General features: G+C 39.6%; 12 protein-coding genes, 1 rRNA gene and 1 other annotated feature. All 13 genes read left to right on the forward strand.

Translation table 11 applies throughout. The features are described from left to right. Positions 1-94 (forward strand): 5S ribosomal RNA (rrf, locus tag F4694_RS30195); the annotation flags it as partial. Positions 95-638: 544 nt separating this feature from the next. Beyond that, positions 639-1,100, forward strand: a complete 462-nt coding sequence (locus F4694_RS30200; protein WP_179603612.1) for a CtsR family transcriptional regulator — start codon at positions 639-641, stop codon at positions 1,098-1,100. Positions 1,101-1,129: 29 nt separating this feature from the next. After that, entirely contained in the window at positions 1,130-1,678 is a 549-nt protein-coding gene (locus F4694_RS30205; RefSeq protein WP_179603613.1) for a UvrB/UvrC motif-containing protein, read from the forward strand. A 1-nt stretch (position 1,679) separates the two neighbouring features. Next, on the forward strand, positions 1,680-2,753 hold the full coding sequence (locus tag F4694_RS30210; RefSeq protein ID WP_179603614.1) for a protein arginine kinase: 1,074 nt from the start codon (positions 1,680-1,682) through the stop codon (positions 2,751-2,753). 13 nt (positions 2,754-2,766) lie between these two features. Further along, positions 2,767-5,208 carry an ATP-dependent protease ATP-binding subunit ClpC gene (clpC, locus tag F4694_RS30215; RefSeq protein ID WP_179603615.1) on the forward strand — a complete coding sequence of 814 codons (2,442 nt, stop codon included), beginning with the start codon at positions 2,767-2,769 and terminating at the stop codon, positions 5,206-5,208. Positions 5,209-5,303: 95 nt separating this feature from the next. Continuing rightward, positions 5,304-6,686 (forward strand): DNA repair protein RadA, encoded by a 1,383-nt coding sequence (radA, locus tag F4694_RS30220; protein WP_179603616.1) that lies wholly within the window; start codon positions 5,304-5,306, stop codon positions 6,684-6,686. A 3-nt stretch (positions 6,687-6,689) separates the two neighbouring features. Next, entirely contained in the window at positions 6,690-7,763 is a 1,074-nt protein-coding gene (disA, locus tag F4694_RS30225) for a DNA integrity scanning diadenylate cyclase DisA (RefSeq protein WP_179603617.1), read from the forward strand. 199 nt (positions 7,764-7,962) lie between these two features. Beyond that, on the forward strand, positions 7,963-9,048 hold the full coding sequence (locus F4694_RS30230; protein WP_179603618.1) for a PIN/TRAM domain-containing protein: 1,086 nt from the start codon (positions 7,963-7,965) through the stop codon (positions 9,046-9,048). Between the two features lie 43 nt (positions 9,049-9,091). Continuing rightward, on the forward strand, positions 9,092-9,781 hold the full coding sequence (ispD, locus tag F4694_RS30235) for a 2-C-methyl-D-erythritol 4-phosphate cytidylyltransferase (protein WP_179603619.1): 690 nt from the start codon (positions 9,092-9,094) through the stop codon (positions 9,779-9,781). 2 nt (positions 9,782-9,783) lie between these two features. Beyond that, positions 9,784-10,266, forward strand: a complete 483-nt coding sequence (gene ispF / locus F4694_RS30240; protein WP_179603620.1) for a 2-C-methyl-D-erythritol 2,4-cyclodiphosphate synthase — start codon at positions 9,784-9,786, stop codon at positions 10,264-10,266. Positions 10,267-10,338: 72 nt separating this feature from the next. Then, a complete protein-coding gene (gene gltX / locus F4694_RS30245; RefSeq protein WP_179603621.1) occupies positions 10,339-11,796 on the forward strand; it encodes a glutamate--tRNA ligase in 1,458 nt (485 codons plus the stop codon). A gap of 47 nt (positions 11,797-11,843) precedes the next feature. Further along, positions 11,844-12,084, forward strand: a binding site (T-box leader). A gap of 87 nt (positions 12,085-12,171) precedes the next feature. Beyond that, positions 12,172-12,840: a serine O-acetyltransferase gene (gene cysE, locus F4694_RS30250; RefSeq protein WP_179603622.1), complete on the forward strand. Its 669-nt coding sequence runs from the start codon at positions 12,172-12,174 to the stop codon at positions 12,838-12,840. Then, positions 12,821-14,218: a cysteine--tRNA ligase gene (gene cysS, locus F4694_RS30255; RefSeq protein ID WP_179603623.1), complete on the forward strand. Its 1,398-nt coding sequence runs from the start codon at positions 12,821-12,823 to the stop codon at positions 14,216-14,218. Before cysE ends, cysS begins: the two co-directional genes overlap by 20 nt. Position 14,219 lies beyond the last annotated feature (1 nt).

The following is a 14,219-nucleotide window of genomic DNA, read 5'->3' on the forward strand; positions in this document are numbered from 1 at the left end:
TCACACCCGTTCCCATACCGAACACGGAAGTTAAGCTTCTCAGCGCCGATGGTAGTTGGGACTTTGTCCCTGTGAGAGTAGGACGTTGCCAGGCATACGAAGCACAACCTGATAAGGGTTGTGTTTTTTTGTTTTGTACGAAATTACGGGATAGTAGAATAAAAACTTTTGATTTCCTTGAGCTTGATTTTTACCCGATAGAAGGAACTAAAATCTCTTTTTGTTGCCCTTTAAACTAGACTTTTAAAGGATTAGGGAACCAAACCCTCCATTTGATTCCCTCAAACTTGATTTTCCCAGGATAAAGGGAGTCAAACTCTCCATTTGATTCCCTCAATCTTGATTTTCCCAGGCTAAAGGGAGTCAAACCCTCCTTTTGATTTCCTCAAACTTGATTTCACCAGGCTAAAGGGAACCAAACCCTTCCTTTGTTTACCTCAAACTTGAGGATAAAGGAAATCAAAACCCACAAAGCTTTCCTACCATTACTAACTACCTAAAAACAAATTAATCAATTCAAACAGGTTTCACACATGCGAAATATGGAGAAAATCATTAGTAGCATGTTGTTTGCAACTACATAAAATTTTCAGTATAATTAATGTCAAATATAGTCAAAGTCAGAAGGAGGTGGGAAGATGAGAAACATCTCCGATATTATTGAAAAGTATTTAAAACAAGTATTAGAAATGAGTGAAAAGGAACACGTTGAAATTAAGAGAAGTGAAATAGCAGATAAATTTCAATGTGTACCATCACAAATAAATTATGTCATTAATACGCGCTTTACCATTGAACGAGGGTATATCGTAGAGAGTAAACGCGGGGGAGGCGGGTACATCCGAATCATGAAGGTTCAGTCCCATGATTTAGCCGACTTAATTGACCATTTGTTGTCGCTCATTGAAAATCGTATCGCACAAGCTACGGCAGAGGATGTAATTTACAGACTGGTCCATGAGGAGATAATTACAAAACGAGAGGCAAAAATAATGTTAAGTGTTATTGACCGTTCAGTCCTTTATATTGATCTTCCATTCCGAGACGAATTACGTGCAAGAATGTTGAAAGCGATGTTAACATCATTGAAATATAAATAATTTATACCAGCTAGAGAGGTGAAATAAAAATGATTTGCCAGGAATGTAATCAAAGGCCTGCTGCACTCCATTTTACAAAAATCATCAATGGTGAAAAAACCGAGGTAAACCTTTGTGAAAAATGTGCCCAAGAAAAGGGCGAGATGTTTATGATTAATGGTGGATCAGGTTTTACCTTTAATAACCTATTAGCGGGTCTATTAAATATTGATCCTACTGTTCAAAAACAAAATCAAAATACGTTCCATCAAGAAGAAGTACTTCAATGTAATAAATGTTCAATGACATTTCCGCAATTTATTAAAGTTGGAAGGTTTGGCTGTGCCCATTGCTATGAAACGTTTAAGGAGCAGCTTCCACCTGTCTTAAGGCGACTTCACAGCGGAAATTGGTCGCATAGCGGTAAAATACCAAAAAGAATTGGTGGAAGTATTCATCTCAAGAAGCAAGTTGAAAATCTTAAAAATGAGCTAAAAGAGTTAATTCAACAAGAGGAATTTGAAAAAGCTGCTAAGATTCGAGATGAAATTCGTACTCTCGAGAAGGAATTACCTAGCAGTAGTAAGGGAGGGGAATAACGTGTCGCTTGAACGTTTTATTAATCAAGCAGTCAGCTCGTGGATGAGCGAGGAGGGGCCTGACTCAGATATCGTCCTTAGTTCCCGAATCCGTTTAGCCCGAAACTTTGAAAACTTTAAATTTCCAACACTATTTTCGCATGAAGAAGCACAATCGATTATTTTAAAAATAGAAGAAATCCTGCGTGAATCTAACTTTACAAAGTTTGGACAAATGGAACTTCTGAAGATCGATGACATACAGCCTCTTCAAAAAAGGGTTTTGGTAGAAAAGCATTTGATTAGTCCTAATTTAGCAGAAGACTCACCTTATGGGGCTGTTCTATTAACCGAAAATGAAGAAGTTAGTATTATGATTAATGAAGAGGATCACATTCGCATTCAGTGTTTGTTTCCTGGGCTGCAACTAACGGAGGCATTGGAGGCTGCGAATGAAGTAGATGATTGGCTGGAAAGCCATATTCACTTCGGATTCGATGAGAAGCATGGTTATCTAACAAGCTGCCCTACAAACGTAGGAACCGGACTTCGTGCTTCAGTCATGATGCACTTACCAGGATTGATGTTAACACAGCAAATCAATCGTATTATTCCGGCAATTAATCAGCTGGGTTTGGTTGTAAGAGGTATCTATGGTGAGGGGAGTGAAGCGCTCGGAAATATATTTCAAATTTCCAATCAAATTACTTTAGGAAAATCTGAAGAAGACATTTGCCGTGACCTAAAAGGTGTTGTGAGTCAGTTAATTTCACAAGAAAGGTCTGCTCGTGAAGCATTACGCAAAACTTCAAACATACAATTAGAAGACAGAGTGTTTCGTTCTTATGGCGTGTTATCCAACTGCAGGATCATTGAAACAAAAGAGGCTGCAAAATGCCTATCCGATGTCCGCCTAGGAATTGATATGGGATACATTGATCATTTACCTAAGAATATATTAAATGAATTGATGATTTTAACACAGCCTGGATTCTTGCAGCAGTACGCAGGCGGGCATTTAAGAGCAAATGAAAGAGATATAAGACGAGCAGCATTAATTCGAGAACGATTAAAAATGGAGTCAGATAAAAGGTGAGGAGGAATGGAATATGATGTTTGGCCGTTTTACTGAGAGAGCTCAAAAGGTTTTAGCTTTAGCACAAGAGGAAGCAATTAGACTTGGACACAATAATATTGGAACTGAGCATATTTTATTAGGTTTAGTCCGTGAAGGAGAAGGCATTGCTGCCAAAGCACTTTATGGGCTGGGCTTGGGTTCAGAAAAAATTCAAAAAGAGGTAGAATCGTTGATCGGGAAAGGCCAGGAAGCATCCCAAACGATTCACTATACACCAAGGGCGAAAAAGGTAATTGAGTTATCTATGGATGAAGCCCGTAAATTAGGACATTCCTATGTCGGAACAGAGCATATTCTACTTGGATTAATTCGTGAAGGTGAAGGCGTTGCTGCAAGAGTTCTTAATAACCTGGGAGTAAGCCTAAATAAAGCGCGTCAACAGGTACTGCAATTATTAGGAAGTAATGAATCGGGCGGTCATCAAGGAGGAGCATCGGTAAGTGCCAATACTCCAACCCTTGACAGCCTTGCTAGAGATTTAACAGCGATTGCTAGAGAAGGAAGTTTAGATCCTGTTATCGGAAGAAGTAAAGAGATCCAGCGGGTAATTGAAGTATTAAGCCGCCGTACAAAAAATAACCCTGTGTTAATCGGTGAACCAGGCGTAGGTAAAACTGCTATCGCTGAAGGCCTTGCACAGCAAATTGTAAATAATGAAGTACCGGAAATTCTTCGTGATAAGCGGGTTATGACGCTGGACATGGGCACCGTCGTAGCAGGAACTAAATATCGTGGTGAATTTGAGGACCGTTTGAAAAAGGTAATGGATGAAATCCGCCAGGCAGGTAACATCATTCTCTTTATTGATGAACTACACACCTTAATTGGTGCCGGAGGAGCAGAAGGAGCGATTGACGCTTCTAACATCCTAAAACCTTCACTGGCACGTGGTGAGCTCCAATGTATCGGTGCAACCACACTGGACGAATACAGAAAATATATTGAAAAGGATGCCGCTTTAGAGCGCCGCTTCCAGCCAATTCGTGTTGATGAACCAACGGCAGAAGAGTCTATTCGTATACTAGAAGGTCTTCGTGATCGTTATGAAGCACATCACCGTGTATCGATCACGGATGAAGCAATTGAAGCAGCGGTAAAATTATCTGACCGCTATATTTCTGACCGATTCCTTCCAGATAAGGCAATTGACCTTATTGATGAAGCCGGATCAAAGGTTCGCTTACGTTCGTATACAACACCGCCAAATTTAAAAGAATTAGAAGTAAAGTTAGAGGAAGTACGCAAAGAGAAGGATGCTGCTGTTCAAAGCCAGGAATTTGAAAAAGCTGCCTCTCTAAGAGATACAGAACAGCGACTTCGTGAACAGCTTGAAGAAACAAAGAAAACGTGGAAAGAAAAGCAAGGAAAAGAAAACAGCGAAGTTACTGTTGAGGATATTGCAAGTGTGGTTTCAAGCTGGACGGGAATACCTGTCTCCAAACTTGCACAGACAGAAACAGCTAAGCTGCTAAACTTAGAGGAACTCTTACACTCACGAGTGATTGGTCAAGAAGAAGCGGTTAAGGCTGTTTCAAAAGCAGTCCGTCGTGCGAGAGCAGGCTTAAAGGATCCAAAACGTCCGATTGGCTCGTTTGTATTCCTTGGTCCTACTGGTGTTGGTAAAACCGAATTGGCTCGAGCACTTGCTGAAGCAATGTTTGGTGACGAAGACGCCATGATTCGGATCGATATGTCAGAATACATGGAGAAGCATTCTACTTCACGTTTAGTTGGGTCTCCTCCGGGATATGTGGGTTATGAAGAAGGCGGTCAATTAACGGAAAAGGTACGTAGAAAACCATACTCCGTTATCCTGCTTGATGAAATTGAAAAGGCACATCCAGACGTGTTTAATATATTACTGCAAGTCCTAGAGGATGGCCGCTTAACAGATTCAAAAGGAAGGACGGTTGACTTCCGCAATACGGTTCTGATTATGACTTCTAACGTTGGTGCAGAAGCACTAAAACGTAACAAATATGTCGGCTTTAATATACAAGATGGAGAGCAGGATTATAAGGACATGAAGGGTAAGGTTATGGAAGAATTGAAAAAGGCCTTCCGTCCTGAATTCTTAAACCGTATTGATGAAATCATTGTCTTCCATGCTTTAGAGAAAAAGCATCTTGGAGAAATTGTTACTTTATTATCCGATCAGCTTGTAAAACGACTAAAAGAGCAGCATATTTCTTTAGAGTTAACCGAAGCAGCTAAGGATAAGATATCTATCGAGGGTTACGACCCAGAATACGGTGCACGTCCATTACGCAGAGCAATTCAAAAGCATATTGAGGACCGACTCTCTGAAGAACTATTAAAAGGAACAGTATTAACAGGGCAGCATGTTATAATTGATGTTGATAATGGTGAATTTTCAGTTAGAACGGCAGAAAAAACGCCCCTAACTAAATAACCAGATTCGTTATTTTTAGAACAACTAAAAGGGGTACACGTTATAAGTCTCGACCGTGTACCTCTTTTTCTATTTAGAGTCAGGAGTAGATACATATGGTCAAACGAAAAACGAAGTTCATGTGTCAGGAGTGTGGGTATGAATCTCCTAAATGGTTAGGAAAATGCCCTGGCTGCGGAGAGTGGAACAAAATGGTGGAGGAAGTTGAGGTAACGGGTGGAAATAGAAGGGGCGCCTTTGCTCATTCTCAGGGAGTTTCTACACTTGCGTCGAAACCGACACCAATCACAGCCATTGAATCATTGTCAGAACCGAGAATTCTTACCGATCTCAATGAGCTTAATCGAGTTTTAGGTGGAGGCGTGGTAAAGGGATCACTTGTTTTAATCGGTGGTGACCCTGGTATCGGTAAATCGACTCTCCTTTTGCAGGTATCCTCTCAGCTTGCGAATAAAGGGAATCAGGTCTTATACATATCCGGCGAGGAATCGCTGAGGCAAACAAAGCTTCGAGCGGAAAGACTAGGAATTAAATCTGAAAATCTCCTCGTTTATGCTGAGACGAATTTAGAAGAAATAAATCGGACCATTGAAAATACAAACCCAAGTTTTGTCATAATTGATTCCATTCAAACGGTTTTCCATCCGGAAGTAACGTCTGCGCCAGGCAGCGTTTCACAAGTACGTGAATGTACATCTGAATTAATGAGGATTGGGAAAACGAAAGGGATTGCGATCTTCATTGTAGGTCATGTAACAAAAGAAGGCTCTATAGCTGGACCAAGGCTGCTCGAGCATATGGTAGATACTGTTCTCTACTTTGAAGGGGAAAGGCACCATACGTATCGAATTTTACGTGCAGTAAAGAATCGTTTTGGTTCAACAAATGAAATGGGTATTTTCGAGATGAAAGAGTTTGGACTTGATGAGGTTGCAAATCCATCGGAAATATTTCTTGAAGAGAGGTCACAAGGCGCGGCAGGTTCCACTGTGGTAGCTTCAATGGAAGGGACACGTCCTGTGCTTGTCGAAATCCAGGCATTAATTTCTCCTACCAGTTTTGGAAACCCAAGAAGAATGGCAACAGGTATTGACCATAACCGAGTTCCATTATTGATGGCAGTTTTAGAGAAACGGATGGGAATGCTGCTTCAGAATCAAGATGCATATCTGAAGGTCGCTGGGGGCGTAAAGTTAGATGAACCAGCTATCGATTTAGCTATTATTGTAAGTATTGCCTCAAGCTTCCGTGATAGACCTACACGTGCCACGGATTGTATCATTGGCGAGGTTGGGTTAACCGGAGAAGTGCGAAGGGTCTCGAGAATTGAACAGCGTGTGCAGGAAGCTGCAAAGTTAGGCTTCGAACGGGTTATTTTACCTGCTAATAATTTGAGCGGCTGGAAAGGTCCGAAAGGTGTAGAGTTAATCGGCGTTTCGACTGTAGCAGAAGCTTTAAAAGCAGTGTTAGGGGTGTAGAGTATGGAAAATAAAAAGCTGGGTGAACAAACTGTAAGTGAAGTTCTACAGTTTATTGCCCCAGGTACACCTATTCGTGAAGGAATTGATAATGTATTAAGAGCAAATACTGGCGGTCTTATTGTTGTTGGTTACAATGATAAGGTTAAAAGTATTGTAGATGGCGGTTTTCAAATTAATTGTCCTTTTTCACCAAGTTACCTTTATGAGTTAGCAAAAATGGATGGTGCAATTATCCTAAATGAATTAGGGAATACCATTCTTATTGCGAATGCTCAGCTTGTTCCTGATTCTGAAATATCAGCATCGGAAACAGGTATGCGCCACCGTACCGCTGAACGAGTGGCCAGGCAAACAAAGGCCCTTGTCATTGCTATATCGCAAAGAAGAAATGTCATAACCTTATATCAAGGGAACTTCCGTTATGCCCTTAAAGATATATCTGTGATATTAACAAAGGCAAATCAGGCGATTCAAATGCTGGAAAAGTATAAGGTTGTCCTTGAACGAAGTATTGCTGGGTTAAGTATTTTGGAGTTTGAAGAATCGGTTACCTATAACGATTTCTTACTCGTTCTCCACCGATTTGAAATGGTGTTAAAAATTAAAAATGAACTCATTACTTATTTAAACGAATTAGGCACAGAAGGCAGGCTGATTCGCTTGCAAATGAATGAAATATTGACAGATCTAGAAGAAGAAACTGCCCTGATTATTAAGGACTATGCCATTGATAGAGAGGTAAAGCCGAAGGATGTTCTAAAACGAATGCAGGTATTAACGAGTAATGGGACATTAGATGATATCGCAATACTGAAACTAATGGGGTACCAAGGATATATTCCACTTGATGAAAATAAACATCCTCGGGGATATCGTATTCTAAATAAAATTCCTCGTCTTCCAATTGTAATCATTGAAAACATTATTACGAGCTTTGGTGCGTTTTCAAAAATTATTTCAGCCTCTGTGGAAGAACTAGATGATGTTGAGGGAATCGGTGAAATCCGTGCAAAGAAAATAAGGGAAGGCTTGAGAATAATTAAAGAGAGATTATATACAGAGCGGCACTTATAGATCTCTATTAGGAAATAAAGAGGCAAATTTATGTTTGTTTGACAGAGTTTTTTTCCAGTGCTACCCTATGAAGTGAAAAATATATTTTACTATATAAAGTAAACTTTCATGTTTTAAAATTCTCACTTTGACTAAAATAACAATAAACGAAGGTTTCATTTTTGGGAATATGTTTATAATGAGTAGAGGAGGTGAAGGAATGTTAAAACGTATTGTTCAAGCATGCTTTCTTATAACTGGAGGTACGCTTGGAATATTGCTAATCCCACAATTGCTAAAGGTAATAAATTTCGATGACATTCCAATAATCAGTAACTCATATGCAGCGGCTATTATAGGTGCAATTATTTTTTATCTTATTACTTTTTGGGCAGTAGATTATGTACTAGAGTTTATTAAATGGGCAGAAGACTCACTGGTGAAAATCCCGGTAACAGACGTGATTTTTGGCAGTTTAGGATTAATTTTTGGTTTATTAGTCGCCTTTTTAATTGGTTTTGCTCTAAATGCCATTCAAGTACCTATTCTTAATGCTGTGGCTCCTATTTTGCTGACATTATTATTTGGTTACCTTGGGTTTCAGGTTGGATTTAAGAAAAGAGATGAGCTGTTAAATCTTTTTGGAAGCCGTGGAAAGAAGAAATCCGGAGAAGAGGACGCTGACAAGACAGAGGGACAATCATTAAAGATCCTAGATACAAGCGTTATTATTGACGGTCGTGTCGCTGATATTTGTCAAACAGGATTCCTTGAAGGTACAATTGTAATTCCACGCTTTGTACTTGAGGAATTACAGCATATTGCTGATTCATCCGATGTCTTAAAGCGAAACCGTGGGAGACGGGGCTTGGATATTCTAAATCGGATTCAAAAGGAACTGGCGATAAAAGTTGAGATTTATGAAGGCGATTTTGATGAAATTCAAGAAGTTGACAGTAAGCTAGTGAAACTAGCGAAGATTACAAATGGAATGCTTGTTACGAATGATTTTAACCTCAATAAAGTATGTGAATTACAGAATGTTTCTGTATTAAATATTAATGATCTAGCCAATGCCGTAAAACCAGTAGTTCTGCCTGGTGAAGAGTTATCTGTACAGGTAATCAAGGATGGTAAAGAATATCACCAAGGTGTAGCATATCTTGATGATGGGACGATGATTGTGGTTGAAGAGGGAAGAGAATATATCGGGAAAAGAATTGATGTTCTTGTAACGAGTGTTCTTCAAACTTCAGCTGGAAGAATGATCTTTGCTAAACCAAAATTATTGGAAAAGGCGCTGTAGCTAGACATACGCTAGACAGAAAGAATTAGAATGGAGTTTTAGTATGGCTTATCAAGTCATTATTCCGGCCGCTGGTCAGGGGAAGAGGATGGGGGCAGGGAAAAACAAGCTTCTGTTAGAACTAAATAACATACCTGTATTAATCCATACCTTAAGGGTTTTCGAGGAAGACAAGTTGTGTCAGGGAATTACCCTAGCTGTAAATCCACTCGATACTGAGGAATTTAAATACTTGTTAAATAAGTATAAGGTGAAGAAGGTGCTAGATTTAGTTCCAGGTGGAAAAGAACGTCAGGATAGCATTTATAATGCATTGAAAACAGTGAAGAACGATGGAATTATTCTTGTTCATGATGCCGCTCGTCCTTTTATTCTTAAGGAACATATTCACCGATTACTAGATAAAGCGCAGGAAACAGGTGCAGCAATCATTGGAGTGCCAGCAAAAGATACCATGAAAACAGTAGGGAATCATGTGGTAATGGCAACTGTCGAAAGATCCAGCTTGTGGGCTGTTCAAACCCCACAAGCTTTTCGTTTTTCTATTCTACTTAAGGCCTATGAACATGCCAAGAAGGAACACTTTATTGGTACTGATGATTCCAGTTTGGTAGAACGAATTTCGCATCCAGTGTCAATGGTAGAGGGAGATTATGATAATATCAAGCTCACCACCAAGGAGGATTTGTTTTTTGCACAAGCAATACTACAGAAAAGACAAGGGAGTTTTTAATAATGTTTCGTATTGGACAAGGCTTTGATGTACACCAATTAACCGAGGGCAGGCCACTAATCATAGGCGGCATTACCATCCCCTATGAAAAAGGACTGCTAGGTCATTCTGATGCAGATGTACTATTACATACCGTCTCGGATGCTTGTCTCGGTGCGATTGGTGAAGGGGATATCGGCAGGCACTTTCCGGATACAGATCCAAACTTTAAGGACGCAGATTCTGCTAAGCTAATGGAGCATGTATGGCAGCTTGTAAAAGATAGAGGGTATGAACTGGTTAATGCAGATTGTACGATTATTGCCCAAAAGCCTAAAATGGCACCTTATATACAGTCGATGAAAGAGAGAATTGCAGAATTACTAGATGCCTCTCCTGAACAAATCAATGTAAAGGCAACAACAACAGAAAAGTTAGGCTTTACAGGGCGCGGTGAAGGAATTGCCTCACAAGCTGTCGTTTTGTTAAAAAAGGTTAACATATAGTCTTTATTGCTGAAATCCACAATGGTAAAATAAATCAGATATAAGAAATCAATGGTATATGGAGGCATAATGATGTCAAATGAAGTTCGTGTAAGGTATGCTCCAAGTCCAACTGGACATTTACATATTGGAAATGCCCGTACTGCATTATTTAATTATTTATTTGCCCGCAATCAAGGTGGTAAATTTATTATCCGTATTGAGGATACAGATAAGAAGCGAAATATTGCCGGCGGAGAAGAAAGCCAATTAAAATACCTTAAGTGGTTAGGTATGGATTGGGACGAAAGTGTTGATGTCGGAGGTGAATATGGACCTTACCGTCAGTCTGAAAGAAATGATATTTATCAAACCTATTACAATCAATTACTAGAAAATGGTCATGCTTATAAATGCTACTGTACCGAGGCAGAAATTGAAGCAGAGCGAGAAGAGCAGATGGAGAGAGGAGAAACTCCTCATTATTCAGGGAAGTGCCGCCATTTAACAACTGAAGAACGTGCAAAGTTAGCAAGTGAAGGACGCGAGCCAAGCATTAGAATCGTTGTGCCGGAAGGGAAGACCTACACCTTTGATGACATGGTAAAGGGAACTGTATCCTTTGAATCTGAAGGGATGGGTGATTGGGTTATCATCAAGAAGGATGGAACACCAACTTATAATTTTGCGGTAACCGTCGATGATTATCTAATGAAAATTTCGCATGTGCTTCGCGGCGATGATCACATATCCAATACTCCAAAGCAGCTAATGGTATATGAAGCATTAGGCTGGGAGCCGCCGATCTTTGGTCATATGACCCTAATCGTGAACGAGAGTAGAAAGAAATTAAGCAAACGGGATGAATCAATTATACAATTTATCGAACAATATGAAGAATTAGGCTATCTGCCAGAGGCTCTGTTTAACTTCATTACGTTACTAGGCTGGTCTCCAGCTGGTGAGGAGGAACTTTACTCCAAAGATGAATTTATTGATATATTTGATGCTAATCGCTTATCGAAGTCACCGGCTTTATTTGATACCAATAAACTTACTTGGATGAACAACCAATATATGAAAAAAGTTGAGGTTGACCGAGTTATAGAGGTATCCATGCCGCATTTAATTAAAGCTGGACGTTTAGGTGAAAACTTGTCTGAAGAAGAGCAACAATGGGTGAGAAGTTTAGTTTCGCTTTTACAAGAAAAAATGAGCTATGGTGCAGAGATTGTGGAACTTTCAGAAATGTTCTTTAAAGATGAAGCCCAATACGAAGAAGACGCCAAGGAAGTATTATCAGGGGAGACCGTTCCTCAAGTACTTAAAGCATTTTCTGAGGAGCTTGACAGGATGGAAAACTTTAAAGCGGACGAAATTAAGGCGGCGATGAAGGCCGTTCAAAAATCCACCGGCCAAAAGGGGAAGAATCTGTTTATGCCAATTCGTGCCGCTGTTTCAGGTCAAACACATGGACCAGATTTACCTCAAACGATTGAGCTTTTAGGAAAAGAGAAAGTTTTGAATAGAATTCAAAAAATTATTGGTTAACATCGGCGCCAAAATGTAATATAGTAAAAGAAATAAACATTCAATATGAAAAAGTGTAGATGAGGAAAAGTAAAGTATGATGCTTTAAAGAGAAGACCATCACCGGCTGAAAGTGGTCTAAGCCTCTCATGTTTGAAAATGCACCTCTGAGTCCTGTTTTGAAAAGATGAAAATCTGAGTAGATATGGGCGGAACCTATCCGTTAACAGGTAGAGTGAGACCAACGTGAGCTTTGTATTCAGCTTATCGGTCTAATCAGAGTGGAACCACGCCGAACGCGTCTCTGTCGTAATGACAGGGGCGTTTTTTGTTTTATTAGAAAAAGGGGATTATTTTACACATGAGGCTTCATTACATTTAAGGGGGAAATGAAAAATGTTCAAAAGGATGAGGGAGGATATTACGGTTGTTTTTGAACAAGATCCTGCAGCAAGGAGTTACCTAGAAGTGATTTTAACCTATTCAGGTTTACATGCAATCTGGGCCCACCGCATTGCACATGCATTCTTCAAGAGAAAGTTTTATTTTCTTGCACGGGTCATTTCTCAAATAAGTCGCTTTTTCACAGGTATTGAAATCCATCCAGGTGCAAAAATAGGCAGGAGATTATTTATTGACCACGGTATGGGGGTTGTAATAGGGGAAACTTGTGAAATTGGTGATAATGTAACGGTGTTTCAGGGAGTGACACTTGGGGGAACGGGGAAAGAGAAAGGAAAACGTCATCCCACCATTAAGGATAATGCGTTAATCGCAACAGGTGCTAAGGTGCTCGGTTCTATAACGATTGGCGAAAATTCTAAGATTGGTGCAGGATCGGTCGTATTAAAAGAAGTACCACCTAATTCAACAGTAGTTGGAGTTCCAGGACGTGTTGTGATTCAAGATGGTAAACGAATCGGCAAGGATTTAGACCATTGTGATCTTCCTGATCCTATTGCGGATCGGATTAAAGATTTACAAGCTGAACTAACTGAATTGAGACAAGAGTTAATTGAATTGAAGAAAGAAAGGAATAAAGTGAATGACCATACAACTGTATAATACGCTAACCCGTAAAAAAGAAGAATTTGTCCCGCTCGAAGAAGGAAAAGTAAAAATGTATGTTTGTGGTCCGACTGTCTATAATTATATTCATATCGGTAATGCTCGTCCGGCAATCGTTTTTGATACCGTTCGCCGTTATTTTGAATACCGTGGCTATGACATACAATATGTATCGAACTTTACAGATGTAGACGATAAATTAATCCGTGCTGCTAATCAGCTTGGAGAGGATGTTCCAACCATAGCAAATCGTTTCATCGAAGCTTACTTTGAAGATGTATCTGCATTAGGCTGCAAAAAAGCGGATATCCATCCACGTGTCATGGAAAATATGGATATTATTATTGACTTTATTGATCAACTGGTCAAAAAAGGTTACGCCTATGAATCTGAAGGAGATGTTTATTTCCGAACAAGGAAGTTTGACGATTATGGAAAGCTCTCACATCAATCAATTGATGACCTGCAAGTTGGGGCTCGAATTGAAGTGGGTGAGAAGAAACAAGATGATATGGACTTTGCCTTATGGAAAGCGGCAAAAGAAGGAGAAATCTTTTGGGAAAGTCCTTGGGGTATTGGACGCCCTGGCTGGCATATCGAGTGTTCGGCAATGGCAAAAAAATACCTAGGGGAAACAATCGATATTCATGCTGGCGGACAAGATTTAACGTTCCCGCACCATGAAAATGAAATAGCCCAATCGGAGGCACTTACTGGAAAAACCTTTGCCCGGTACTGGATGCACAATGGGTATATTAATATTGATAATGAAAAAATGTCTAAATCGCTTGGAAACTTTGTTCTAGTACATGACATTATAAAGGCGCATAATCCGCAAGTTTTGCGATTTTTTATGCTATCCGTTCATTATCGGAATCCGATTAATTACAGTGAAGAGTTATTAGAAAGTACAAAGGCAGCTTATGAACGCTTAACAACCTCTTATCAGAATCTACAGCATCGCAAGGAATCAAGTACAAATTTAACAAATAATAATCAAGAATGGCTAGAGAAGATAGAGGCATTACAGGATGAGTTTATTAAAGCAATGGACGATGATTTCAATACAGCAAAAGCGATTTCCGTCTTATTTGATTTATCGAAGCTGGCTAATTACTACCTATTAGAAAAAAATACAGCCGTAGAAGTGATTGATAAATTCACCCAACAATTTAACGAGTTATTCAATGTCCTAGGACTGACGCTTGAAGCGACGGAATTGTTAGATGTAGAAATAGATGCGTTAATTGAAAAAAGAATTCAGGCACGAAAAGACCGTAATTTCCAGCTTTCTGATCAAATAAGGGATCAATTAAAGGAAATGAATATTATTTTAGAAGATACGCCGCAAGGTACGAGATGGAAAAGAGGCTAAT

This window comes from Neobacillus driksii (assembly GCF_013409995.1).
In the GTDB taxonomy this organism is placed as follows: domain Bacteria; phylum Bacillota; class Bacilli; order Bacillales; family Cytobacillaceae; genus Neobacillus; species Neobacillus driksii.

Coding starts and splice junctions, on each gene's coding strand:
- F4694_RS30230 (WP_179603618.1), top strand. CDS start 7,963: ATGTTAAAACGTATTGTTCAAGCATGCTTTCTTATAACTGGAGGTACG.
- gltX (WP_179603621.1), top strand. CDS start 10,339: ATGTCAAATGAAGTTCGTGTAAGGTATGCTCCAAGTCCAACTGGACAT.
- F4694_RS30200 (WP_179603612.1), top strand. CDS start 639: ATGAGAAACATCTCCGATATTATTGAAAAGTATTTAAAACAAGTATTA.
- ispF (WP_179603620.1), top strand. CDS start 9,784: ATGTTTCGTATTGGACAAGGCTTTGATGTACACCAATTAACCGAGGGC.
- ispD (WP_179603619.1), top strand. CDS start 9,092: ATGGCTTATCAAGTCATTATTCCGGCCGCTGGTCAGGGGAAGAGGATG.
- clpC (WP_179603615.1), top strand. CDS start 2,767: ATGATGTTTGGCCGTTTTACTGAGAGAGCTCAAAAGGTTTTAGCTTTA.
- cysS (WP_179603623.1), top strand. CDS start 12,821: ATGACCATACAACTGTATAATACGCTAACCCGTAAAAAAGAAGAATTT.
- radA (WP_179603616.1), top strand. CDS start 5,304: ATGGTCAAACGAAAAACGAAGTTCATGTGTCAGGAGTGTGGGTATGAA.
- F4694_RS30205 (WP_179603613.1), top strand. CDS start 1,130: ATGATTTGCCAGGAATGTAATCAAAGGCCTGCTGCACTCCATTTTACA.
- disA (WP_179603617.1), top strand. CDS start 6,690: ATGGAAAATAAAAAGCTGGGTGAACAAACTGTAAGTGAAGTTCTACAG.
- cysE (WP_179603622.1), top strand. CDS start 12,172: ATGTTCAAAAGGATGAGGGAGGATATTACGGTTGTTTTTGAACAAGAT.